Below are 22,838 nucleotides of genomic sequence, written 5' to 3' on the forward strand. Positions count from 1 at the left end.
TCAGGCTCCCGGGCGTTTGATGCCGGGCACGCGGGCGCGGCCGGCGGCGATGTCTTGGCCGCGTTCGGTGAGGGTGGCGACCAGTACCGGGCCGATGTCGGCCAGGGTGACGGCGCCCTGTTCGGTGAGCCAGTGCAGTTCGGTTTTGATTTGGTCGCGGCTGGCGGTGTGGCCGAAGTTGTCGAGGGCGGTGTTGAGGACGGAGCTGTTGGCGCGGTAGCCGGGCATTTCAGCCAGCAGCCGCAGGATGACCAGGCGCATGTCGTGGCGCAGGTAGTCGGCGTAGGGGGTCATGTTTTTTCTCGCAGTAGGTAGTCGTTGATGCGGTCCAGCGACCGGGCCAAGGGGCTGAGGGCGTCTTTGACGCCGGAGAGTTCGGCGCGGATGGCTTTCATGTCGCCCAGAAGGTCGGTGATGGCCGACGGGTCTGGCAGGTGCCGGACGTGTTCTTCGAGGGCGACGATGCGGGTGCGCAGTTCGAGCAGTTCTTGGGTGCTGGCGGTTTGGCGTTTGGTGATCCATGTGTAGAGGGCGAGTACGGTGAGGACCAGCCACTGGACGGTTTGGAAGCCGAAGTTGAGTTCGTTGAGGTTCATTCAGGGCTCCGGGTCTTGAGGTTGGCTTAGCGCCCTGGGCTTTGTTTGATTAGGCGTGCGACGAACAGGAGGATGGCCAGTGCGCTGTTGAGGGTGGCGTAGGCGTTGGGTGAGAGCTGGGGTTGCCAGAGCGGCAATAGGTCCAGTTGGGCGAACGCTACCAGGGCGATGACCAAGCTGATTTGGAGGCTGTAGAGCTTGTAGCTGTGGCGCCAGTCGGTGATCAGTCTCATGCTGTCGGCCCTTTGAACTGGCCGTGGGCAATACCGCGCTCAATGCCTGCCAGTAATAGGCCGTCGGCGATGATGGTGTCACCGTACCAGCGGCCGCCTGGTAAGGGACCCGCGCCGTTTTCGTGGCGGATGATGACGGTGACCAGGGCGCGCATGATTTCGAAGTCGTAGACGTCGACGCTGGCTACGTCGGGGTCTAAGCCTAGGGCGCGCGCGACGCTGATGACGTAGGCGTCGGTGTTGTTTTCTGTGGGAGGTGCCCAGCGTTCGATGATTTCGCGCACGGTGTCGATGGGGCTGCCGTCGGCGGCGCGGCGTTTGTCTTGGTAGGTGATGAGGACGCGGGCGATGGCGCGGATGCCCCAGCGTGGGTTGATGAATTGGACGTATTGGCTGTCGGTCTGGTTGGGGGCTGTGCCTTGCCAGCGGATGCCTTGGGTGTGGCGGATGTTGCCGGGGTTGTAGTTGCGGATGCCGCGGGGGTGTTCGGGTCGCATGGGGGTTGCCTCCAGTCGTGGCGCCCCTGGGGTGGGACGCTGGATGTGCTGACGCCGCTATGGTGGGCGGCGTGGGCTGGAGGGGCTTTTAATCGGGTTTAAGGAGATGGTTAACCGAACAGACAACAAAGAGATTCTGTTGAGGTAAGCTGCAAACCAGCACCCGAGTACGTAGCCATTGCACAACAGCCGCCTAGGTCTATCCGCTAGCTCCGGCATCACGAGGTCAAAAAAATGGAAGCTGACAATTCAATGGTTGGATCGGTCGATGAAGAGACGCGCGAGATTATGCGTCTACTGGAGGGCGCTGAAGGTACTCGTGAGTTGCCACGACTCCTGTTGGGTGTCGGCAAGGAGGATCTCGCCCTGATCGGCGAACTTATCCAGATGTACTGCGTGGCAGACGCATTGTGCCGTGGGCTCATCGCTATGCTTCAAGAGCGTCGGCTTGGTACTTCAAGTGATTCGGCATACTCACTGAACGATACCGACGTCCTGATCCACACAAAAAAAGAAGCTCATGAGACCGCCCTGAATATTGACAAGGCCGGCATCATCTCCGCGGTGGAGACGTTTGAGATGCACAGAGTGTTCCGACACACATTCTCTCACTGGGTCGTTCACCGGTACTCGGATGGGAAGCATCTGGTGGCTCTCTCAAGAAGCGCGACAGACGCAAAAAAGCGCGATGGTATTGCGCCGGAAGGTGGCAACGCGAAGCTGATGATTTTCCGGATTGATCTGCTGATGACGGAGCTGGCTAAAATCAAGGGCCACTGCATATTCTTGTCGCAACTTCACGCATATCTGGAAGCCGCTCCCGCAAATTATGAGTGAGACAAAACAGGTAGGGCTGCGCCCTCACATGTGGGATGCCAGGGCAAATCATGCCCCCCCAAAGGGCGCTGTCCTATCGGCAAGGGTAGGCATCCGATAGCGCACTGGCGACAGCCACGTTTTGATTCATCTGGCGCAACTGCTCATCGTCTTCCAGGCGCAGCATCACCAACTTAATCAACTCGCTGTTAATAATACCCTTGGGAACGCACACGAATGGCTTCATCAATTGAGCCTGTTGCAAAGCGGATATCGTGCTCTTCGCGCTAAGTATGGTACCAACGCAGTAGCCGGCCCGGAACGGGTCTCTTCGGGATGCATCCGAATTGCTCCACTCGTGGCATGCGCGAAGTAGTTCATTGCCATCGTACTTGAGCGTCTGCTGTGCGGGCTCTTGGAGGGCTAGAGCAGAGGTAGACAGGGTTCCCATAAGAAGGAACGTGAATAGCTGTTTCGACATATCGATGCTCATTGTTCTGGTTGGATTCGTTTTTTGCTCTTTTTTTCTGGGCCTTAGTTTTCTTTCGAAAAATTCTCACAAGCATTGCCAAGCTCATCTGAGCTTAATGAGTTCGCCTTCGACTCTATCTTGGCGAATACACGAGCGTAGGCTTGCGAAGCCCGCAAGTTTTTGAGGGTGTCTGCGTCCGCATCCTGTAGGAGGTGGGCGGCCACCGCAGAGTATCGCTCCCGCATACCAGGATTCACCGAAGAGCACTTGGCTTCGAAAAAATCATAGGGTGCAATAAGGGAAGCCGATGCTTCGTCGACGCACCCATCACCTGTGCATGGTGACGTTGCGCTGGCTAATGTGGCCCAAAGCATCGGTAAGTAAGCCAAAGTTTTCAAAGTGTTTTGCATCGGCCGATCTTGATTAGGGTTGAAAATTGCAATTCGCACCTGCCACTTAGGCTTGGCGTGGCGATTATTGAAGTCGAGGTCATCCTCCGGCAGTCAAGTAAGCATAGCCATCTATTTGCCATTATTCCATCAACAGGCAGCTTTTGGCGATTTCTGCTTGTCGCCACCTGCATCGACGCGTTGCTCTCAGCAGGTCATCGCTGATAAGTGCGCTGACCAATCGGTCGTGTTTTTTCGATGGTTGACGTAGCGGTGTCGGCTGAGGGGGCCGCGCTTTGCAGGCAGTCAGCTCGGTTGAGTGTGTACTCATCCAAGTGGCTTTGGATCGCGCCGGGAATCGTCTCAGTACCTCCTTGGTGAACGGCAGTCACTTGGGCCTGCCACCAGCTGTTGGCAAAGACAGCCGCCGAGCTGCACCGACCCAAGGGTTGAAATACGGAGCGGCCAAATTGCGCGTAGCCCTCTTCAAGCAATGATTTGAATAGTTGGCTGTGGGCGGCCAGTTCAGGTAGCTGGTTGGCCTTCAATATGTACATACCTTCGGCCATTGCGCTATCCAGTTGCGATAGGAAGCGGGTTGCACTGCTCAAGGCCTGTGCACTGGCGCGGTTGTGTTGGGCTGCGGAGGGAAGCGCTTCAGATTCGCTGCCTAATGAGGGCGCGCCCGGTTCGGGTTTGTTCGGCAGGAATGCGTAAGCCATGAGGCTTGCGATGATTAACCAGCCGACGATCAGTGCAATTTTTTCGGCGGTTGGCCGATCATTCCAAGGCGTGCTGCGTTTTTTCTCGGTCATTGAAACCTCCTTTTAAAGTGTCGTTGGTCGTCCCTGACCGTTAAAAGCTGGCAACTACAGTGCTGTCCACCAGCGTTCTATTTGTGTGACCTCATGATCATGAGTGTGAGGAAACCAAGGACGCCTGTCAGGCCTAGGGCCAAGGCTTCTGGCGTTTCGGGCAGGAATTCCATGACGATAACGCTCAGCGCGGTAATGCCCGCGCAGCAGACTGCAATTTTCAGCACCTTGAGATTGTGGCGCTCTTGGCGTGCCCGTTCTTTTTCCTGCTCAGCAACTTTGTCGTGGCGGTGCAGGTTGTAGTCGCAGTGCATGCACAGTTGCGTGTAGCGCCAGGTGCAGTGGTGACATTGCGGACACTCTCGTGCGCGGTCACTGCCTTCTGGCGGGGGCGCTTTGGCGGTCTTTATGTCAAAGATTTGATGGCCGAGGTTGATGTGCCCCCGGTTGCCCTTGATCTTGATGGTGAGTTCGCGATTTTTTCCATCCCTGGGGAGATTTTCGATTTCCTCAGAAAGCCTGGCTGACAGATTGTTAACCAGGGCCTCGTCCTCTCTTCGCATAGAACTCCTTTGCTATTTAGCGATTCACTACCAACTTCAATATTCGCTCAACGCGTGGTTGATCAAACCCTTGATCTTCACCCAGCGCGTTGTAGATCTCGGCGGCCACTTCGGCCAATTTTTTGGCCGGCCAGCGCCGACCGGCTTGTTTGGCGGCGGCCTCTAGCATTTCGATGATTCGGCAGAGCTTTTCGCCATCGACGGGCGTCCAGGGCGTGGCGGGCGGCGTGGCGTCGATTTTTTGCCCGGTGATGATGAAGTACGTATCGGCACCGGCTTCGGTGATGGCAGCTAGGTAGTTGGCGTCGGGTACACGTTCGCCTGCTTCGTAGAGCATCTGCGTTTTTTTTGTCACGCCGGCCAGTGCCGCGAAGTCGGTCTGGTTGAGGCCAAGTCGCGTTCGTTCGGCGCGCAGCCGCTCACAAAAAGAAACCATTCGGTTGCCAAAAAGCCTTTTCATGGGAACCGATTGGTTCCAATATCAATTCACACCGTCCGACCACGAACGGCAACTTAGTCGGCACCCAAGTGGCGCCATTAGCCCCCCGGAGTGAACCCATGGAGCTACGTACAGCAGATCAGGCCCGAGCTGAGCTTAAGGCCAAAGGTATCTCGATTACCCAATGGGCAATCGCAAATCGTTTCTCACCCAACCTGGTGTTCGAGGTGTTGGGTGGGCGCAAAAAGTGTGTACGAGGTCAGGCCCATCAGATCGCGATCAAGTTGGGTCTTAAGGCCGGAGAAATTTGTACTGATCCGGCAGCGGCCCTTGAGCTCAACCGTTTTGTGGCGTGAGGCTCGTGATGAAAAATCATATCGGTAATTTGGAATCTACCGCTTTAAAACCTAGGCCGCGTGGGTACGCAGAGCAAAAAAAGAAACTTCCTACAAAAAAGCCACGAATTCACACCTTTTTCGTTGTTTTCAACACCTACCGGACCCCACCGCGAGTCGGAGCCAAGGGGGTTGATGTCGTCAATTTACCTGAATTGTTTATGCCGGAGGCGAGGTTATGAATCGCTCAGTGTCGGCGGCCGCACGTGTTTTGCGTGCGCTGAAGGCGTTGAAGGGCCACACGGTGACGGGGTTGAGTAATGCGGAGTTGGCCCATCTGACGCAGGACAGTCCCAGCAATATCACGCGAGCGATGCAAACGCTGATTGAGGAAGGCTTGGCGGTGAAGCTGGATAACGGCCGCTTTGCCCACTCGGTGGGTGTGTTGCAGATCGCGCAGGCGCATGCCGAGCACATGGCCCGTTTGACGGGCCGTATGCAGGAAATCAATCAGCGGATTGCCGCTGGGTCGATTGTTTAAGGAGGGTTGTATGGCACGGAGCAAGAGCATACCCGCGGAGGCGCTGGCGTTGCCTGTGTTGGATGGGGTGATGTTGACGGCTGATCAGAATGCGATGGCTGCGCTGTTGGCCTCGCACAGTGAAGAGTGCGACACGGTGAATCAGTTGCTGGGCCAGACGCAAATGGCCGGGGTGTTTGAGGCGTTTTCCCGCACGGTGCGGACGTCGAAGTTGGCGTTTGTGAAGGAGAACAAGCTGTATCGAGGCTTGGCCGGGCGCAAAAGTCCGCACGGTGCGGGAACGTTGAGCGGTACGTGGGATGAGTTTTGTGGGTTGCTGGGACGCTCGGTTGATCAGGTGGATCGGGATATTGCGAACCTGCGGGCCTTCGGTGAGGAGGCGCTGGATTCGATGTCGCGGATGGGGATTGGTTACCGGGAGTTGCGCCAGTATCGGCGATTGCCGCAGGACCAGCAGGCGGCGCTGGTTGAGGTGGCGAAAGCCGGCGATAAGGAGGCGTTTGTTGATCTGGCTGAGGAGATGATTGCCAAGCACATCAAGGAGAAAGAGACGCTGGGCCGGCGACTTGATGAGGCGAAGGCTGATTACGCCGCGCAAAGCGAGGTGATGGCGAGGAAGACTGGTGAGTTGGATAAGGCTCGGCGGGAGTTGGAGCTGGCTCGCAAGCGGATTCAGGCGATGCCTGCCGATGAGGCGGCGAAGGCTTTGCGTGCGGAGGTATCGGCGATCGCTTATGAGGCCGAGGCCAGTGTGTTGGGGCCGCTACGCGAGGGGTTTGCGAAGCTGGAGGCGTTGGCTGTCGGTGGCGAGGACCACCGTGTCTTTAGGGCCGGTTTGATTCGGCAGTTGGAGATTACGCTGGGGGCGGTTCGCAGCGAGTTCAACTTGCCAAATCAGGCGAATGGCGTGGCGTGGATGACGCCTGCGGAGGCCTGATTGATGAATCCAGTACACATTGAGCAGTTGATGCAGGTCGCACGGCGCGCTGATGCGGCTATGCACGGTGAGCGTACGGCTATTTACGAAGCTGGGGCGCTGGCTTTAGGGGTGTCGATTTCTACCCTGCAACGCCAGTTGAAGGCGGTGCGTTTGGCGAAGCCGCGTAAGCGGCGCAGTGATGCAGGTTGCAGTGCGTTGCCGCTTGAGGAAGCGCGGTTGATTTCGGCGGTGTTGTTGGAATCGATCCGGGCGAACAATAAGCAGTTGTCGACGATTGAGCGAGCCGTCGAGCGCCTGCGCAGCAATAACTTGGTGATGGCTGGCAGGTTGGATGAGGCTACGGGCGAGTTTCGACCTTTGAGTCGCAGTGCGATTAGCCGGGCGTTGCGCGCTTATAAGTTGCATCCCGAACAGCTTTTGCAGGACGCCCCGGCGGTGTCGTTGGCGAGTCAGCATCCCAATCATGTTTGGCAGATTGATGCCTCGATATCGACGCAGTTTTATCTGGCCGATGATGGTGCTCGGGTGATGAACAAGGCCGAGTTCTATGACGGCAAGCCCGCGAACCTGAAGAAGATCGAACGCCAGCGGCTGTGGCGGTATGTGATTACCGATCATACGAGCGGCACGCTGTATGTGGAGTATGTGTTGGGGGCGGAGTCGGCTGAGAATCTGTGCAGTGTGTTGATTAATGCAATGCAGAAGCGCAGTGAGTCGGACCCTTTTCATGGGGTGCCTTGGGTGTTGATGACGGACCCTGGGGCGGCGATGACGAGTGGTATTTTTCGCAATCTTTGCCGTGTTCTGTCGGTTGATTTGATGATTCATAGGCCCGGTAATGCGCGGGCCAAGGGCCAGGTTGAGCAGGCCCACAATATTGTTGAGCGTGAGTTTGAGAGCGCTCTGAAGTTTCAGGCCGCCACGAGTCTGGAGCAGATCAATGCGTGGGCCGGTCAGTGGATGCGGTATTTCAATGGGACGTCGATTCATACCCGCACGCGGCGTACCCGGTATGGCGTTTGGCAGTTGATTAAGCCGGAGCAGTTGCGCCTGGCACCAAGCGTTGAGGTGTGCCGCGAACTGGCGGTGAGTACGCCGGAAAACCGCAAGGTGAGCAATTTGCTGAGGGTTTCGTTTCGCGGCTCGCAGTTTGATGTGAGTTCAGTGCCGGATGTGATGGTGGGTGATCAGTTGCTGATCACTCGCAATTGCTGGCGCGATAAGGACTCGGCGATTGCGGTGCTGGTGGGCGATGATGGGCGTGAGTGCTATCACGTGATTGAGCGCGTTGGGGTGGATGCGTTCGGGTTTGCCGAGTCGTCTGCGATGCTCGGTGAGCGGTATAAGCGCCACGCTGAGACGCCGGCCCAGGTGTCGCGCAAGGTGTTGGAGCAGATTGCGACGGGGACGAGCAATCAGGCCGATGCGCAGGCCGCCCGCAAATCGAAGGCCGTGCCGTTTGGTGGGCTGATCGATCCACATAAGCACGTCAATGACACCGTGCTGCCGGCTTATCTGCCGCGGCGTGGTACGCATCTGGATTTTAATGCTCCCACTGTTGAGATTGCCCCGCTGAGTCATGTTGAGGCGGCGAAGCTTCTGCGTCCGCGTTTGGGCAATCTTTGGTCGGCTCAGACGTTTGGTTGGTTGCTGACGCGGTTTCCAGAGGGTGTTCCCCAAGAACAGATTGAGGCGGTTGAGGCTGAGTTGAAACGGCCCGCTGAGGTCATGCGCCATTCGATTGGAGTTGAGTGATGTTGAAGCTGAAAAGGATTTTGCAGGATGTGGGCCGACCTCAGGCGGCGTTGGCTCATTCGCTGAACTTGAGTTGCGCAACAATTGCGCAGTTGGTGAACCACAACCTTTGGCCTCGCCGTCTTGACGGTGAGGTTTTGCGGGGACGCATTCGGGGGTTCTTGGCGGAGTCCGGCGTCAATGATGCCGCTATTGGTAACGCTTTTGATGAAGTGGATCGGCCGTATGCCAATACGGCAGGTTCGGCCCTTGTGAAGGGGGCGTCCGGGGAGGAGGAATCGATGTTATTGCCCAAACAAGTACTGCAGCCAGCCACTCGCAAGGCGTTTGGTTTGTTTCGTGATCCGTTTGATGAGTTGCAGTGTGCGCAGGATATGTGGGTGAGCCCGGAGATTCGTTATGTGCGTGAGGCGATGTATCAGACGGCCCGGCACGGTGGGTTTCTGGCGGTTGAGGGGGAATCGGGGGCCGGCAAAAGTACGCTTCGCCGGGATCTGGTGAACCGCATTGCCGAGAACAATGATCCGGTGATGATCATTGAACCGTATGTGTTGGCTTCCGAGGATAACGACGCTAAGGGCAAGTCGTTGAAGAGCACGCATATCGCCGAGTCGATGATGGCGGCTGTTGCGCCGTTGTCGAAGCCCAAAAGTAGCCCTGAGGCGCGTTTCGCTCAGGTCCATAAGGCGTTGAAGGAGTCGCATGCGGCTGGGTATCGCCATTGCCTGGTACTTGAGGAGGCGCACAGTTTGCCGGTTCCGACGTTGAAGCACCTTAAGCGCATCCTGGAGTTGGAGATCGGGTTCACTAAGTTGGTGAGCATCATCATGATCGGTCAGCCTGAGCTTGGGGTGAAGTTGAGTGAGCGCAACGCGGATGTGCGTGAGGTGGTGCAGCGTTGTGAGCGGGTCAAGTTGATGCCGGTAGTGCATTCGCGTTTGGGGGAGTTTTTGACGTTCCGCTTTGATCGGGTGGGCAAGGTGCTGGGGGACGTCATTGATGACGGTGCCATTGAGGCGATTGCGGCGCGGTTGTCTCAGCCTACTCGCTATGGGGGGCGTGATGGGACTGTTTCGCTGCTTTATCCATTGGCGATTGGCAATTTGGTGATTGCGGCGATGAACTTGGCTGCTCAGTTGGGGGTGCCTAAGGTGACCGCCGATGTTGTTAAGGGGGTTTGAGATGGATTCTCTGGATCTGGTAAGGGATGCGGCGCCGGTCAAGCCGTTGAGTATTTTGACGGAGGCGTTTCCGGCGCAACTGGCCGCCTTCAATGAGTTGACTCGTGACATCCGTGAAGCTGGGGTCTCGATCATGCTTTTGGTGTTCTTGGACAATAGGATCTTTATCGAGCAGGACAGTCTTGGGCTGTTTATGCGCCGATTTGGATCTCAGCTGAGGGGGATTCGCTATTCAGTCGCGGGGCCGTTGACTTGTAACATCGTGACAGTTCGGGGTGTTGATGTGGCTTGGTTCACGCCAGTGAAGGAGCAGGATCAATGAATCTGGCCCTAGATGCTGCGGTGACTGATGTATGAGTGACTTCCGAAGCAAGGGGCCGGAACTGCTCGTTGATCTGACCGAACACGTTGCGGCTGCGCTTGGCGAGTTGGTGTCGATGGATGATGAGGCCGCTCGCCATGTGGCCACTGAGGTCGCCGATCGGATGGCAGCGCATTGGGGTGGGCAGAATGTCTATTTTCCCATGGGGCTGGCGGGCAAGCTGAGCCGGCGGGATCGGCAGATCTACGAGGAGTTCAACGGCACCAATCAAAGCGACCTGGCGCGCAAGTGGGGGGTATCGCTTCAGTGGATCTATAAGATCGTTAAGGCGGTTCGAAAGGATGAAATTGCGCGTCGCCAGGTCGATATGTTCGCCCCGCCAGTCGATGACTGAGCGGGGCGTTTTCATTGCACTGGTTGCAACGGTATTGCATAGGCTGTCCCAGTTTGTGCCAGCCTAGCCCGGAATAGCCCGGATTTATCTCGCTTATGCGGTAGGATTTATCTCAACCCTGAACACCATCCACCCCGAAAACCCGATAGAACTTCTCCCCCCGCCCTCGCCTCTACCTGACAAGCCCATCGCTCCGGTGACTGCATGGATCTTGTCATTGCCCGCCCCGAAGGCTTGTACTGCCCGCCCGGGGATTTCTACATCGACCCGTGGCGCGCGGTGGAACGCTCGGTCATCACCCACGCCCACGGCGACCATGCCCGCAGCGGCAACCAACACTACCTGGCGGCGGCACCTGGCGAAGGCATTCTGCGTTCCCGCCTGGGCCAGGACATCAACCTGCAAACCCTGCCCTACGGCGAACGCCTGCAACACCACGGCGTAACCTTGAGTTTCCACCCCGCCGGCCACGTCCTGGGCTCGGCCCAGGTGCGGCTGGAGTACCAAGGCGAGGTCTGGGTGGCGTCGGGGGACTACAAAGTCGAGCCTGACGGCACCTGCGCGCCGTTCGAACCGGTGAAGTGCCATACCTTCATCACCGAATCGACCTTCGGCCTGCCGATCTATCGTTGGCAACCCCAGGCGCAGGTCTTCGAGGAGATCAACCAGTGGTGGCGCGCAAACATTGCCGCCGGCCGGGCCAGCGTGTTGTTCTGTTATTCCTTCGGCAAGGCCCAGCGGATTCTTCACGGTATCGATGAAAGCCTCGGACCGATCCTCGCCCACGGCGCGGTGGAACCGCTGAACCGGGTCTATCGCGAGGCAGGCGTTCACTTGCCACCGACGCTCTACGCCGGCGATTTCAAAAAGAACGATCCAATCATGGGCCAGGCGCTGGTCATCGCCCCGCCCTCTGCCGGTGGCAGCAGCTGGATGCGCCGCTTCGGCGACTACAGCGACGCCTTCGCCAGTGGCTGGATGCGCCTGCGCGGTACGCGTCGGCGACGCGGCGTGGACCGGGGTTTCGTGCTGTCCGATCACGCCGACTGGCCTGGCCTGCTCTGGGCCATTGAACAGACCGGCGCCGAGCGGGTCATGGTCACCCACGGGTCGGTCGCCGTGTTGGTGCGCCACCTCTGCGAGCAAGGCCTCGACGCCCAGGGGTTCACCACGGAGTACGGCGACGATGAGGAAGACCTCGCCACGGCGGTCGAGAGCGGCGAGGCGGCGTCATGAAAGCCTTCGCCGAGCTGTACGCCGAACTGGACGCCACCACGTCCAGCAACGCCAAGCTTGCCGCCATGCAAGATTACTTCAGCAAGGCACCGCCGGAAGATGCCGCCTGGGCCGTGTATTTCCTCTCCGGTGGGCGTCCGCGGCAGTTGGTGCCGGTAAAAATCCTCCGGGATTTGGCGGCCCAGGTCTGCGGGTTGTCGCTCTGGCTGTTCGAGGAAAGTTATCAGGCCGTGGGCGACCTGGCCGAAACCATTTCGTTAGTCTTGCCTGAATCGCCCCACAGCTCCGATGAAGGCCTGGCGCTGTGGGTCGAGGAGAAACTGCTGCCGTTGCGCGGTGAATCGCCTGAAGTCCTGGCTGAACGGCTTCCGGCGCTATGGGCGCAGCTCGACCGAGCGAGCCTGATGCTCTGCATCAAACTCATCACCGGCAGTTTCCGCGTCGGCGTGTCCAAGCTCCTGGTGACCCGGGCCCTGGCGAGCATGGCCGGGCTGGACAGCAAACGGGTGGCCCAGCGACTGGTGGGCTACACCGATCTGTCCCATCGCCCCACGGCGGCCAGCTACCTCAAGCTGATCGCAGCCGAATCCGACGATGAACATGCCCAGCGCGGCGGCCAGCCTTATCCGTTTTTCCTGGCCCATGGGTTGTCCGCGCCCGTGGAGCAATTCGACGCGTTGCTGGGGCCCGCCAGTGACTGGCAGGTGGAGTGGAAATGGGATGGAATCCGCGCCCAGGTGATCAAGCGCGACGACCATTTGTGGGTCTGGTCCCGAGGCGAGGACTTGGTCACTGAACGTTTTCCGGAATTGCACTCATTGGCCCAGGCGCTGCCTGACGGCACGGTGATCGATGGTGAAATCGTGGTTTGGAAAGCCCCGCAGTCAGTCACCGAGGACGCCTTCGACCCCGACGCACCGCTGCAACCGGCAGTGCAGCCCTTCGCCCTGTTGCAGCAGCGCATCGGGCGCAAGACCCTGGGCAAGAAAATCCTCGACGACGCCCCCGTGGTGGTGATGGCCTACGACCTGCTGGAATGGCAAGGCGAGGACTGGCGCAGCCGCCCCCAAGCCGAGCGGCGCGAACAACTGGAGGCGCTGATCGCCCGTATCCACAGCCCGGTGTTGTTGCCCTCACCCATCGTCACCGGCCAGGACTGGCTCGACCTCGCCCGGCAGCGCGAAGCCTCTCGCAGCCTCGGTGTCGAAGGGATGATGCTCAAGGCCCGCAACGCGCTGTACGGCGTTGGCCGGACCAAGGACATGGGCGTGTGGTGGAAATGGAAGATCGACCCGTTCAGCGTCGACGCGGTGCTGATCTACGCCCAGCGCGGCCACGGTCGGCGCGCCAGCCTGTACAGCGACTACACCTTCGCCGTGTGGGACAACCCGCCGGGCAGTCGCGAACGCACCCTCGTGCCGTTCGCCAAGGCTTATTCGGGCCTGACCGATGCCGAGATGCGCCAGGTCGACAGCATCGTGCGCAAGACCACCGTGGAAAAGTTCGGCCCGGTGAGCAGCGTCACGCCCACCCTGGTGTTCGAACTGGGCTTCGAGGGGATCGCCCTGTCCAAGCGCCACAAGAGCGGGATCGCCGTGCGTTTTCCGCGGATGCTGCGCTGGCGCCAGGACAAGAGCGTCGACGAAGCCGACACATTGGCAACGCTCCAGGACCTCCTGAAATAACACCGCTCCCTCTGTGGCGAGGGAGCTTGCTACCGCTGGGGCGCGAAGCGGCCCTCTGGTTCTGTATGTCACACCGCAAGGGGAGGCTGCGCCTCCAGCGGGAGCAAGCTCCCTCGCCACAAAAGCGCGGGGCCAACGAACAGCACGCTCCATCCCGGTGCGCTTTTTGATGTACGCTCAGCCTCGCGCACCATCGCGTTCCGTCTTCCGCCACCCGTGCTTTTAAAACACCTGTTCGGCACTATGGTGCGGAAATTGCTACCTTTATGCCGTCATACCGTTCAGACCTTCACCGGTAACAATCTTACGCGCCACAAGCGCTCAAATTGGTTTTAGGGACTCAATAATGAAAAAAGCACTGCTGACCCTTTCTGCACTGGCGTTGTGCATGGCCGCTGGCGTTGCCACGGCCAAGGAATACAAGGAACTGCGTTTTGGTGTCGACCCTTCCTACGCTCCGTTCGAGTCCAAGGCCGCCGACGGCAGCCTGGTGGGTTTCGACATCGACCTGGGCAATGCGATCTGCGAAGAACTGAAGGTCAAATGCAAATGGGTCGAAAGCGATTTCGACGGCATGATCCCGGGCTTGAAGGCCAATAAATTCGACGGCGTGATCTCCTCCATGACCGTGACCCCGGCCCGTGAAAAGGCTATCGACTTCTCCAGCGAGCTGTTCTCCGGCCCAACGGCCTATGTCTTCAAGAAGGGCTCGGGCCTGAGCGAAGACGTTGCCTCGCTCAAAGGCAAGACCGTCGGCTACGAGCAAGGTACCATCCAGGAAGCCTACGCCAAGGCCGTGCTGGACAAGGCCGGCGTCAAGACCCAGGCCTATCAGAACCAGGACCAGGTCTACGCCGACCTGACCTCGGGCCGCCTCGACGCCGCGATCCAGGACATGCTCCAAGCTGAGCTGGGGTTCCTGAAGTCGCCAAAAGGTGAAGGCTACGAAGTCAGCAAGCCAGTGGACAGCGAACTGCTGCCATCCAAGACCGCCATCGGTATCAAGAAAGGTAACAAAGAGCTGAAGGCCCTTTTGGATAAAGGTATCAAAGCGTTACACGACGACGGCAAATACGCCGAGATCCAGAAAAAACACTTTGGCGATCTGAATCTGTACAGCGGCAAATAATGCGCGGCGCCCACCCGATCTCGGGTGGGCGTCTTTTTTCTGCCAAAGGCAACGTCCATGTTCGAACAATTCCTACAAAGTCTGGGGCTCTCGGCCTTCAGCCTGCAGGGCTTTGGCCCGCTGCTGATGCAAGGCACCTGGATGACCATCAAGCTGTCGGCCCTGTCCTTGTTGCTGAGCGTCCTGCTCGGCCTGCTGGGCGCCAGCGCCAAGCTGTCCCGCGTCAAACTGCTGCGAATCCCCGCCCAGCTCTACACCACGCTGATCCGCGGCGTGCCGGACCTGGTGCTGATGCTGCTGATCTTCTACAGCCTGCAAACCTGGCTGACCTCGTTTACCGACTTCATGGAATGGGAATACATCGAGATCAACCCATTCGGCGCCGGGGTGATTACCCTCGGCTTCATCTATGGCGCGTACTTCACCGAAACCTTTCGCGGCGCGATCCTCGCGGTCCCCCGCGGCCAGGTCGAAGCCGCCACGGCTTATGGCCTCAAGCGTGGCCAGCGCTTTCGCTACGTCGTCTTTCCACAAATGATGCGCTTTGCCTTGCCGGGCATCGGCAACAACTGGATGGTGATGCTCAAGGCCACCGCGCTGGTGTCGATCATCGGCCTGGCCGACCTGGTCAAGGCGGCCCAGGACGCGGGCAAGAGCACCTACCAGCTGTTTTACTTCCTGGTGCTGGCGGCATTGATCTACCTGCTGATCACCAGCGCGTCCAACTTCATCCTGCGCTGGCTTGAACGCCGCTACGCCGCCGGAGCCCGGGAGGCGGTGCGATGATCGAACTCCTGCAAGAATACTGGCGGCCGTTTCTCTACAGCGATGGCGTCAATATCACCGGCCTGGCGATGACCCTATGGCTGCTTAGCGCCTCGCTGCTGATCGGCTTCGTGGTGTCGATCCCGCTGTCCATCGCCCGGGTTTCCCCCAAGTTCTACGTCCGCTGGCCCGTGCAGTTCTACACCTACCTGTTCCGGGGCACGCCGCTCTATATCCAACTGCTGATCTGCTACACCGGCATCTACAGCATCGAGGCGGTGCGCGCCCAACCCATGCTCGACAGCTTCTTTCGCGACGCGATGAACTGCACGATCCTGGCCTTCGCCTTGAACACCTGCGCCTACACCACGGAAATTTTCGCCGGGGCGATTCGCAGCATGAACCACGGCGAAGTGGAAGCGGCCAAGGCCTATGGCCTGACCGGTTGGAAACTGTATGCCTACGTGATCATGCCGTCGGCCCTGCGCCGCTCGCTGCCGTACTACAGCAACGAAGTCATCTTGATGCTGCACTCGACGACCGTGGCGTTCACCGCTACCGTTCCAGACGTGCTGAAAGTCGCCCGGGATGCCAACTCGGCGACGTTCCTGACGTTCCAGTCGTTCGGGATCGCCGCGTTGATCTACCTGACCGTCACCTTTGCGCTGGTAGGCCTCTTCCGCCTCGCCGAACGCCGATGGCTGGCCTTCCTCGGGCCGACCCACTAAGGCTTTTGTTCCAGGACACACACGCACATGCGCCATCAGATCCATGACCTGCTGGCCCCGGTACCGGGGACCGCACGCAAGATCCACAGCTTCCACTTCGGCCCGGAAAAAGCCGTCGGCAAAATCTACATCCAAGCGTCCCTGCACGCCGATGAACTGCCGGGCATGCTGGTCGCCTGGCATCTCAAGCAACGCCTGGCCGAGCTCGAGGCGTCGGGCCACCTGCGGCACGAGATCGTGCTGGTGCCCGTCGCCAACCCCATCGGCCTCGAACAAGTGCTGATGGACGTGCCCCTGGGCCGCTACGAAACCGAGAGCGGGCAGAACTTCAACCGCCGCTTCGTCGACCTGAGCGAGGAGATCGGCAACGAGATCCAGGACCTGCTCACCGACGATCCGCAGCACAACCTGATGCTGATCCGCACCAGCTTGCGCGATGCCCTCGCCCGGCAAACCCCAGGCACGCAATTGCAATCCCTGCGCCTGGCCCTGCAGCGACTGGCCTGCGACGCCGACATGGTGCTGGACCTGCATTGCGACTTCGAAGCCGTGGCCCACCTCTACACCACGCCCGAAGCCTGGCCCCAGGTCGAGCCGCTGGCCCGCTACATCGGTGCCGAAGCCAGCCTGCTGGCAACCGATTCGGGCGGCCAGTCGTTCGATGAGTGCTTCACCCTGCTCTGGTGGCAGCTCAAGGAACGCTTCGGCGACCGCTTCGAGATTCCCCTGGGCAGCTTTTCGGTCACCGTGGAGTTGCGCGGCCAGGGCGACGTCAACCACGGCTTGGCGAGCCTCGATTGCCAGGCCTTGATCGAGTACATGATCCGCTTCGGCGCCATCGACGGCGAACCGATGCCCATGCCCGAGCTGCCCTACCCGGCCACGCCGCTGGCCGCGGTCGAGCCGGTGGCGACACCCGTGGGCGGGTTGCTGGTCTACAGCGCCTTGCCCGGTGAGTACCTGGAGGCGGGTCAACTGATCGCGGAAATCATCGACCCGGTCAACGATACCGTCACCCCCGTCCATTGCCGTAACGCCGGGCTGCTGTACGCCCGTTCGCTGCGCCGCATGGCCACGGCCGGCATGGTGATCGCCCATGTCGCCGGCACCGAGGCCTACCGCAGCGGCTACCTACTTTCGCCTTGAGGATGCATGCTCCATGTACAAACTGACCATCGAAGGCCTGCATAAAAGCTATGGCGAACATGAAGTGCTCAAGGGCGTTTCGCTCAAGGCCAAGACCGGCGACGTCATCAGTCTCATCGGCGCCAGCGGCTCGGGCAAGAGTACCTTCCTGCGCTGCATCAATTTCCTGGAACAACCCAACGATGGCGCCATGACCCTGGACGGTCAGTCGATCCAGATGATCAAGGACCGCCACGGCATGCACGTGGCCGACGCCGACGAACTGCAACGTATCCGCACGCGCCTGGCCATGGTGTTCCAGCACTTCAACCTGTGGAGCCACATGACCGTGCTGGAAAACATCACCATGGCACCGCGCCGGGTGCTGGGGGTGAGCAAGCAGGAAGCCGACGACCGTGCCCGACGTTACCTCGACAAGGTCGGCCTGCCGGCGCGGGTCGCCGAGCAGTACCCGGCGTTCCTCTCCGGCGGCCAGCAACAGCGGGTGGCCATTGCCCGTGCGCTGGCAATGGAGCCGGAGGTGATGCTGTTCGACGAACCCACCTCGGCACTGGACCCGGAGTTGGTGGGCGAAGTGCTGAAAGTGATCCAGGGCCTGGCTGAAGAAGGCCGGACCATGATCATGGTGACCCACGAAATGAGCTTCGCCCGCAAGGTCTCGAACCAGGTGCTGTTCCTGCACCAGGGCCTGGTCGAAGAGGAAGGCGCGCCGGAAGACGTGCTGGGCAATCCCACCAGCGAACGGCTCAAGCAGTTTCTCAGTGGCAACCTGAAATAAACCTCGGCCTCCCCTGACAAGGAGGCGCCAGGCGCTGCCTTTGTGGCGAGGGAGCTTGCTCCCGCTGGGTTGCCCTGTAGGAGCTGACGAGTGCAACGAGGCTGCGATCTTTCCCAAGACATTTGAGTTCCAAGCGAAAGATCAAAATCAAAAGATCACAGGCTTCGCCAGCTCCTACAGAGTCCAGCGGGAGCAAGCTCCCTCGCCACAAAAGCACGCTTGCCCCGATGTCCTGGATAAAACCTTTCACATCTCGCCGTGGTCACTGGAAGAAGACCTTCAGGGCGCACGCGGCAGGCATGGCGACATCCAACAATTTCGCGAAACAGTGGTTCGATGCCCGCGGCTGGAAGCCATTCGCCTTTCAAAAGCAGGTATGGGCCGCGGTCAAGCGTGGGGAATCCGGGCTGTTGCATGCCAGCACCGGTGCCGGCAAGACCTACGCCGTGTGGTTTGCCGCCCTCAACCGTTTCGCCCGCCCGACACCGCTGCCGGACACACCGCGCAAACGCAAGCCGCCGGCCGAACCGCTGACAGTCCTGTGGATCACGCCGATGCGCGCCTTGGCGGCCGACACCGGCAAAGCCCTGGAAGCGCCCCTGGCAGACCTGCAACTGCCGTGGAGTGTCGGCCTGCGCACCGGCGACACCAGCCCCAGTGAACGCGCCCGCCAGGGCCGGCGCCTGCCCACCGCGCTGATCACCACGCCCGAAAGCCTGACCCTGATGCTCGCCCGAGCCGACGCGCACGCCGCCGTCTCGACCCTGCGCATGGTGGTCGTGGATGAATGGCACGAGTTGCTCGGCAACAAACGGGGCGTGCAACTGCAACTGGCCCTGGCGCGCTTGCGGCACTGGCACCCCGAACTCGTCGTTTGGGGCGTGTCCGCAACCCTGGGCAACCAGGCCCACGCCGAGCAGGTGTTGATCCCGCAAGGCAACGGCGCCAGCGTGCAGGGCGCCAACGGCAAGGCGCTGCAGGTCGACACGCTGCTGCCTCCGGCCCTCGAACGTTTCCCATGGGCTGGGCACATCGGCCTGAAGATGCTGCCCCAGGTCGTTGCCGAAATCGACGCCAGTCGCAGTTGCCTGGTCTTCACCAATACCCGGGCGCAGTCGGAAATCTGGTATCAGGCCATCCTTGAAGCAAGGCCCGACTGGGCCGGGCTGATCGCCCTGCACCATAGCTCGCTGTCCCGCGACACCCGGGATTGGGTGGAGCGTGCGTTGAAGGACGGCCAGCTCAAAGCGGTGGTCTGCACGTCGAGCCTGGACCTGGGGGTGGATTTCCTGCCGGTGGAACGGGTGCTGCAGATCGGCTCGGCCAAGGGTGTGGCGCGGCTGATGCAGCGAGCCGGGCGCTCCGGCCACGCACCGGGGCGGACCTCACGGGTGACGCTGGTGCCGACCCACAGCCTGGAATTGATCGAGGCCGCTGCCGCCCAGGACGCGGTGGCCCAACGGCGCATCGAACCTCGCCTGTCACCCCACAAACCGCTGGATGTCCTGGTGCAGCATCTGGTGAGCATGGCCCTGGGCGGCGGCTTCGTTCCCGACGAGCTGTTCGCGGAGGTGCGGGGGGCCTGGGCCTATCGCGACCTCAACCCGGCCGAATGGGCCTGGGCCCTGGCCTTTGTACGCCATGGCGGTTTGTCACTGACCGCCTACCCCGATTACCGACGGGTCGAGCCGGACGAACACGGGATCTGGCGAGTCCCCGATGCGCGCCTGGCCCGGCGCCACCGCATGAGCATCGGCACCATCGTCAGCGATGCCAGCCTGCAATTGAAGTTCTGGAGCAAGGGCGGCGGCGGCAAGACCCTGGGCAGCGTCGAGGAAGGTTTCATCGCTCGCCTGCGCCCCGGTGACGGTTTCCTGTTCGCCGGGCGGCTGCTGGAATTGGTCCGGGTCGAAGACATGACCGCCTACGTGCGACGCAGCCAGGCCAAAAAGGCCGCCGTGCCACGTTGGAACGGTGGGCGCATGCCACTCTCCAGCGAACTGGCGGCCGCCGTCGTGGCCCGTTTGAGCGAAGCCGCCGCCGGTCGCTTCGAGGGGCCGGAGATGCAGGCCGTGCAGCCCTTGCTGACGACCCAGCAACGCTGGTCCGGTTTGCCCACGCAGCACACCCTGCTGGCCGAATCTCTCAAGTCCCGGGAAGGCTGGCACCTGTTCCTCTATCCGTTTGCCGGGCGCCAGGTTCATCTGGGCCTGGCCAGCCTGCTGGCCTGGCGCGTCAGTCGGCTACAGCCGGTGACGTTTTCCATTGCGGTCAACGACTACGGCCTGGAACTGCTCAGCGCCACGGCGGTGGATTGGTCGCACCACCTGACCCCGGGCCTGCTGAGCGTCGATCACCTGCTGGCCGACGTGCTTGCAAGCTTGAACGCTGGGGAACTGGCCCTCAGGCGCTTTCGCGAAATCGCCCGGATCGCCGGGCTGGTCTTCGCCGGCTACCCCGGTGCGCCAAAAAGCACCCGGCAAGTCCAGGCCTCCAGCGGGTTGTTCTTCCAAGTGTTCAAGCAATACGACGCCGACAATCTCTTGCTGGCCCAGGCCGGGGAGGAAGTCTTGCGTGAGGAATTGGATATCAATCGTTTGGAGCAGACTTTGCAACGCCTCAACACCTTGAAGCTGGACCTGCACAGGATCAAGCGCCCCACCCCGCTCGGCTTCCCGCTGCTGGTGGAGCGGTTCCGGGAAAGCATGAGCTCGGAAAAACTCGCCGACCGCATCCGGCGGATGGTCAACGAGTTGGAAAAGACAGCCGATCGCGGTGACGCCTGATGCCCGCGCCTTATCCCGTCAACCTCGCTGGGGAAGAACTCTGGCTGCTTCCGGAAAAAGCCCTGTACTGGCCCGCCCAGGAAACCTTGATGGTGGCTGACGTTCATTTTGGCAAGGCCGCCGCCTATCGCAGCCTCGGACAACCGGTGCCCCACGGCACCACCGCCAGCAACATCGCGGTGCTGGATGGGTTACTGGCCAGCCTGCCGTGTCGACAGCTGATTTTCCTCGGGGATTTTCTCCACGGCCCGGGTTCTCACGCGCCCGGCACCCTGAAAGCCCTTTCCGATTGGCGTGCGCGACATTCGCACCTGGCCATGACGCTGATTCGTGGCAACCATGACAAGCGCGCCGGCGACCCACCGCCGGAGCTGAATATTCGCGTCGTACCGGAGCCGCTGCTGCTGGGCCCGTTCGCCGTGCAACACGAGCCCACCCCGCACGCCAGCCGCCATGTGCTGGCCGGTCACGTACACCCGGTCTATCACCTGAGCGGCAAAGGTCGACAACGGCTGCGCCTGGCCTGTTTCCGCCTGGGTAGCGAGATCAGCCTGCTACCGGCCTTCGGTGCGTTCACGGGCGGCTATCGAGTCGATCAGGACAGCGATTGCAGGATTTTTGTCATTGGCGATAACGAAATATGGCCTGTCAGTTGAAGCCCTTCGCCATCGCTGGCAGGCCATCGTTTCATCAGGCAACAGGCGCAGGAGGCGGCTCGTCCGGCAGGGTGGGTTCGCCAGGTTCGGTAGGCTGTTCGTTAGGCGTATCGGGATCGGGCTGGCCGGGGATGCCGCCCGCCGCTTCGGCAGGATGGGCCAGCAATGACCAAGCCATGACACCGATCTGATTGGGCTCAAGCCTTGCCAGTTCGGCACTGATTCGCGGATCGATCTTCATAGAGCAACTCCTGAGCGAGGGCCCGCTGCGCTGACGCAAAAAAACGGGCAGTACACCCCATAGAGTGTCTGCCCGCCCAGGAATTCCAACAGCTCGTCAGATTCAGGTACGCGGCAGGGTCACGCCGCGCTGGCCCTGGTACTTGCCGCCACGGTCCTTGTAGGACACTTCGCATTCTTCGTCGGATTCAAGGAACAGCATCTGCGCCACGCCTTCGTTGGCGTAGATTTTCGCCGGCAGGGTCGTGGTATTGGAGAACTCCAGGGTCACGTGGCCTTCCCACTCGGGTTCCAGCGGCGTGACGTTGACGATGATGCCGCAACGGGCATAGGTGCTTTTGCCCAGGCAGATGGTCAGCACATTGCGCGGAATGCGGAAGTACTCGACGGTGCGGGCCAGGGCGAAGGAGTTCGGCGGGATGATGCACACGTCGCTCTTGACGTCGACAAAGCTCTTCTCGTCGAAGTTCTTCGGGTCGACCGTGGCCGAGTTGATGTTGGTGAACACCTTGAATTCGTCGGCGCAGCGCACGTCGTAGCCGTAGCTGGAGACGCCGAAGGAGATCAGCCGGTCGGCGCCTTCGCCACGCATCTGGCGCTCGACGAAGGGCTCGATCATGCCGTGCTCTTGCGCCATGCGGCGAATCCACTTGTCCGATTTGATGCTCATGGCGGTTTCCTGAAATAGCGAGGTGGAAAAAATACGTCCGGCATCTTACCGGGGCGCGGGGCAGGGTTCAAAGCGCGTCACGCAAATCTCGCCGATCCACCTTGATTTCCGGGTCCTGCCGGCCATCGCCCGCGCCGTCAGTCACCAAATAAGAGAAACCTTCGCAAAGACCATTGGCACATTCTGGAAAAAGGGTTAAGGTGGCGCCACTGTGTTGCTTGTGTCACTGAGAATCTCTACACGATATGTTGAATTTCGATCCAACCATCTACAAGAATTTTTCCTGCTCTTTGCACTCAGTCTCGGCCAGGGTTCTTCCTGAGTCGCAGTTATCTTTGTTCAAGGAGTTACACCATGTCTAATCGCCAAACCGGTACCGTTAAGTGGTTCAACGATGAAAAAGGCTTCGGCTTCATCACCCCACAATCCGGTGACGACCTGTTCGTTCACTTCAAAGCTATCCAATCCGACGGCTTCAAAAGCCTGAAAGAAGGCCAACAGGTTTCTTTCATCGCTACCCGCGGTCAGAAAGGCATGCAAGCTGAAGAAGTTCAAGTTATCTAACTTGTCCTTGCTTTAGTAAAAGGCCCCGCCCTCAAAAGCGGGGCTTTTTTGTGCCTGTGTGTTTTGCAGGCACAAAAAAACTGTGGGAGCGAGCGTTCTCGCGATAGCGGTGGGTCAGTGAAAATTTTTTCTGATTAAACACCCCCAGAGCAAGAACGAAAGAGACC

The 22,838-nt window shown here is 60.1% G+C and carries 29 protein-coding genes; 18 read left to right on the top strand and 11 right to left on the bottom strand.

Features of this window, described 5'->3' with window-relative positions; all coding sequences use genetic code 11:
• Genes ACIPQ1_RS09140 through ACIPQ1_RS09155 form a run of 4 tightly spaced genes read right to left on the bottom strand, consistent with a single transcriptional unit; the run spans window position 1 to window position 1,326 of the window.
• Entirely contained in the window at window positions 1-294 is a 294-nt protein-coding gene (locus tag ACIPQ1_RS09140; RefSeq protein ID WP_446533981.1) for a VpaChn25_0724 family phage protein, read from the bottom strand.
• The gene (locus tag ACIPQ1_RS09145) at window positions 291-596 is read right to left on the bottom strand and encodes a DUF2730 domain-containing protein (protein WP_305490573.1); all 306 of its coding nucleotides are present in this window, start codon (window positions 594-596) and stop codon (window positions 291-293) included. Before ACIPQ1_RS09145 ends, ACIPQ1_RS09140 begins: the two co-directional genes overlap by 4 nt.
• Window positions 597-622: 26 nt before the next feature.
• Window positions 623-829 (bottom strand): DUF7940 domain-containing protein, encoded by a 207-nt coding sequence (locus tag ACIPQ1_RS09150; RefSeq protein WP_446533982.1) that lies wholly within the window; start codon window positions 827-829, stop codon window positions 623-625.
• Window positions 826-1,326, bottom strand: a complete 501-nt coding sequence (locus ACIPQ1_RS09155; protein ID WP_446533983.1) for a structural protein — start codon at window positions 1,324-1,326, stop codon at window positions 826-828. The genes ACIPQ1_RS09150 and ACIPQ1_RS09155 overlap by 4 nt, the downstream gene beginning before the upstream one ends.
• A gap of 234 nt (window positions 1,327-1,560) precedes the next feature.
• Here ACIPQ1_RS09155 and ACIPQ1_RS09160 point away from each other — a divergent pair, with 234 nt between their 5' ends.
• The gene (locus ACIPQ1_RS09160; RefSeq protein WP_446533984.1) at window positions 1,561-2,163 is read left to right on the top strand and encodes a hypothetical protein; all 603 of its coding nucleotides are present in this window, start codon (window positions 1,561-1,563) and stop codon (window positions 2,161-2,163) included.
• Window positions 2,164-2,236: 73 nt separating this feature from the next.
• Here the strand turns inward: ACIPQ1_RS09160 and ACIPQ1_RS09165 are convergent, their stop codons facing one another.
• From ACIPQ1_RS09165 to ACIPQ1_RS09185, 5 genes are all read right to left on the bottom strand, one after another.
• Window positions 2,237-2,623, bottom strand: a complete 387-nt coding sequence (locus ACIPQ1_RS09165; RefSeq protein WP_446533985.1) for a Rap1a/Tai family immunity protein — start codon at window positions 2,621-2,623, stop codon at window positions 2,237-2,239.
• Window positions 2,624-2,676: 53 nt separating this feature from the next.
• Window positions 2,677-3,024, bottom strand: a complete 348-nt coding sequence (locus ACIPQ1_RS09170) for a hypothetical protein (RefSeq protein ID WP_446533986.1) — start codon at window positions 3,022-3,024, stop codon at window positions 2,677-2,679.
• A 194-nt stretch (window positions 3,025-3,218) separates the two neighbouring features.
• Window positions 3,219-3,818 carry a hypothetical protein gene (locus tag ACIPQ1_RS09175; protein ID WP_446533987.1) on the bottom strand — a complete coding sequence of 200 codons (600 nt, stop codon included), beginning with the start codon at window positions 3,816-3,818 and terminating at the stop codon, window positions 3,219-3,221.
• 77 nt (window positions 3,819-3,895) lie between these two features.
• A complete protein-coding gene (locus ACIPQ1_RS09180) occupies window positions 3,896-4,381 on the bottom strand; it encodes a hypothetical protein (protein WP_446533988.1) in 486 nt (161 codons plus the stop codon).
• Between the two features lie 16 nt (window positions 4,382-4,397).
• The gene (locus ACIPQ1_RS09185; RefSeq protein ID WP_446533989.1) at window positions 4,398-4,841 is read right to left on the bottom strand and encodes a helix-turn-helix domain-containing protein; all 444 of its coding nucleotides are present in this window, start codon (window positions 4,839-4,841) and stop codon (window positions 4,398-4,400) included.
• Window positions 4,842-4,939: 98 nt separating this feature from the next.
• Here ACIPQ1_RS09185 and ACIPQ1_RS09190 point away from each other — a divergent pair, with 98 nt between their 5' ends.
• The 16 genes from ACIPQ1_RS09190 (at window position 4,940) to pdeM (ending at window position 21,197) form a co-directional block, all read left to right on the top strand.
• The gene (locus ACIPQ1_RS09190) at window positions 4,940-5,176 is read left to right on the top strand and encodes a DNA-binding protein (RefSeq protein ID WP_204126644.1); all 237 of its coding nucleotides are present in this window, start codon (window positions 4,940-4,942) and stop codon (window positions 5,174-5,176) included.
• 217 nt (window positions 5,177-5,393) lie between these two features.
• The gene (locus tag ACIPQ1_RS09195; RefSeq protein WP_186642575.1) at window positions 5,394-5,696 is read left to right on the top strand and encodes a helix-turn-helix domain-containing protein; all 303 of its coding nucleotides are present in this window, start codon (window positions 5,394-5,396) and stop codon (window positions 5,694-5,696) included.
• Window positions 5,697-5,706: 10 nt separating this feature from the next.
• Window positions 5,707-6,633: a hypothetical protein gene (locus tag ACIPQ1_RS09200; RefSeq protein ID WP_446533990.1), complete on the top strand. Its 927-nt coding sequence runs from the start codon at window positions 5,707-5,709 to the stop codon at window positions 6,631-6,633.
• A 3-nt stretch (window positions 6,634-6,636) separates the two neighbouring features.
• Window positions 6,637-8,391, top strand: a complete 1,755-nt coding sequence (locus tag ACIPQ1_RS09205) for an integrase (RefSeq protein ID WP_446533991.1) — start codon at window positions 6,637-6,639, stop codon at window positions 8,389-8,391.
• Window positions 8,391-9,572, top strand: coding sequence for an ExeA family protein (locus ACIPQ1_RS09210; protein WP_446533992.1), 1,182 nt, complete (start codon window positions 8,391-8,393; stop codon window positions 9,570-9,572). The genes ACIPQ1_RS09205 and ACIPQ1_RS09210 overlap by 1 nt, the downstream gene beginning before the upstream one ends.
• A gap of 1 nt (window position 9,573) precedes the next feature.
• Window positions 9,574-9,894, top strand: a complete 321-nt coding sequence (locus tag ACIPQ1_RS09215; protein WP_446533993.1) for a hypothetical protein — start codon at window positions 9,574-9,576, stop codon at window positions 9,892-9,894.
• A gap of 31 nt (window positions 9,895-9,925) precedes the next feature.
• A complete protein-coding gene (locus ACIPQ1_RS09220; RefSeq protein WP_446533994.1) occupies window positions 9,926-10,288 on the top strand; it encodes a Mor transcription activator family protein in 363 nt (120 codons plus the stop codon).
• Between the two features lie 204 nt (window positions 10,289-10,492).
• The gene (locus ACIPQ1_RS09225) at window positions 10,493-11,524 is read left to right on the top strand and encodes a ligase-associated DNA damage response exonuclease (RefSeq protein ID WP_411386660.1); all 1,032 of its coding nucleotides are present in this window, start codon (window positions 10,493-10,495) and stop codon (window positions 11,522-11,524) included.
• Window positions 11,521-13,209: an ATP-dependent DNA ligase gene (locus ACIPQ1_RS09230; protein WP_411386659.1), complete on the top strand. Its 1,689-nt coding sequence runs from the start codon at window positions 11,521-11,523 to the stop codon at window positions 13,207-13,209. Before ACIPQ1_RS09225 ends, ACIPQ1_RS09230 begins: the two co-directional genes overlap by 4 nt.
• Before the next feature lie 346 nt (window positions 13,210-13,555).
• Window positions 13,556-14,338, top strand: coding sequence for a transporter substrate-binding domain-containing protein (locus ACIPQ1_RS09235; RefSeq protein WP_186730446.1), 783 nt, complete (start codon window positions 13,556-13,558; stop codon window positions 14,336-14,338).
• Window positions 14,339-14,395: 57 nt separating this feature from the next.
• The gene (locus tag ACIPQ1_RS09240; protein ID WP_053118993.1) at window positions 14,396-15,124 is read left to right on the top strand and encodes an ABC transporter permease; all 729 of its coding nucleotides are present in this window, start codon (window positions 14,396-14,398) and stop codon (window positions 15,122-15,124) included.
• Window positions 15,121-15,831 (top strand): ABC transporter permease, encoded by a 711-nt coding sequence (locus ACIPQ1_RS09245; RefSeq protein ID WP_053118991.1) that lies wholly within the window; start codon window positions 15,121-15,123, stop codon window positions 15,829-15,831. Before ACIPQ1_RS09240 ends, ACIPQ1_RS09245 begins: the two co-directional genes overlap by 4 nt.
• 27 nt (window positions 15,832-15,858) lie before the next feature.
• Entirely contained in the window at window positions 15,859-16,977 is a 1,119-nt protein-coding gene (locus ACIPQ1_RS09250) for a succinylglutamate desuccinylase/aspartoacylase family protein (RefSeq protein ID WP_411386658.1), read from the top strand.
• A 13-nt stretch (window positions 16,978-16,990) separates the two neighbouring features.
• Window positions 16,991-17,755, top strand: a complete 765-nt coding sequence (locus ACIPQ1_RS09255) for an ABC transporter ATP-binding protein (protein ID WP_186708405.1) — start codon at window positions 16,991-16,993, stop codon at window positions 17,753-17,755.
• 299 nt (window positions 17,756-18,054) lie between these two features.
• The gene (locus tag ACIPQ1_RS09260; protein ID WP_411386657.1) at window positions 18,055-20,541 is read left to right on the top strand and encodes a ligase-associated DNA damage response DEXH box helicase; all 2,487 of its coding nucleotides are present in this window, start codon (window positions 18,055-18,057) and stop codon (window positions 20,539-20,541) included.
• The gene (pdeM, locus tag ACIPQ1_RS09265) at window positions 20,541-21,197 is read left to right on the top strand and encodes a ligase-associated DNA damage response endonuclease PdeM (protein WP_411386656.1); all 657 of its coding nucleotides are present in this window, start codon (window positions 20,541-20,543) and stop codon (window positions 21,195-21,197) included. The genes ACIPQ1_RS09260 and pdeM overlap by 1 nt, the downstream gene beginning before the upstream one ends.
• Before the next feature lie 34 nt (window positions 21,198-21,231).
• On the opposite strand, the gene ACIPQ1_RS09270 is transcribed toward pdeM, so the two are convergent.
• Together ACIPQ1_RS09270 and dcd are read right to left on the bottom strand one after the other, a co-directional pair.
• A complete protein-coding gene (locus ACIPQ1_RS09270) occupies window positions 21,232-21,438 on the bottom strand; it encodes a hypothetical protein (protein ID WP_041022879.1) in 207 nt (68 codons plus the stop codon).
• 102 nt (window positions 21,439-21,540) lie between these two features.
• Window positions 21,541-22,107: a dCTP deaminase gene (gene dcd / locus ACIPQ1_RS09275; RefSeq protein ID WP_003184751.1), complete on the bottom strand. Its 567-nt coding sequence runs from the start codon at window positions 22,105-22,107 to the stop codon at window positions 21,541-21,543.
• A 354-nt stretch (window positions 22,108-22,461) separates the two neighbouring features.
• Between dcd and ACIPQ1_RS09280 the strand changes: the two genes are divergently transcribed.
• Window positions 22,462-22,671, top strand: a complete 210-nt coding sequence (locus ACIPQ1_RS09280; protein ID WP_002554837.1) for a cold-shock protein — start codon at window positions 22,462-22,464, stop codon at window positions 22,669-22,671.
• Window positions 22,672-22,838 lie beyond the last annotated feature (167 nt).

This window comes from Pseudomonas sp. LARHCG127 (assembly GCF_052871455.1).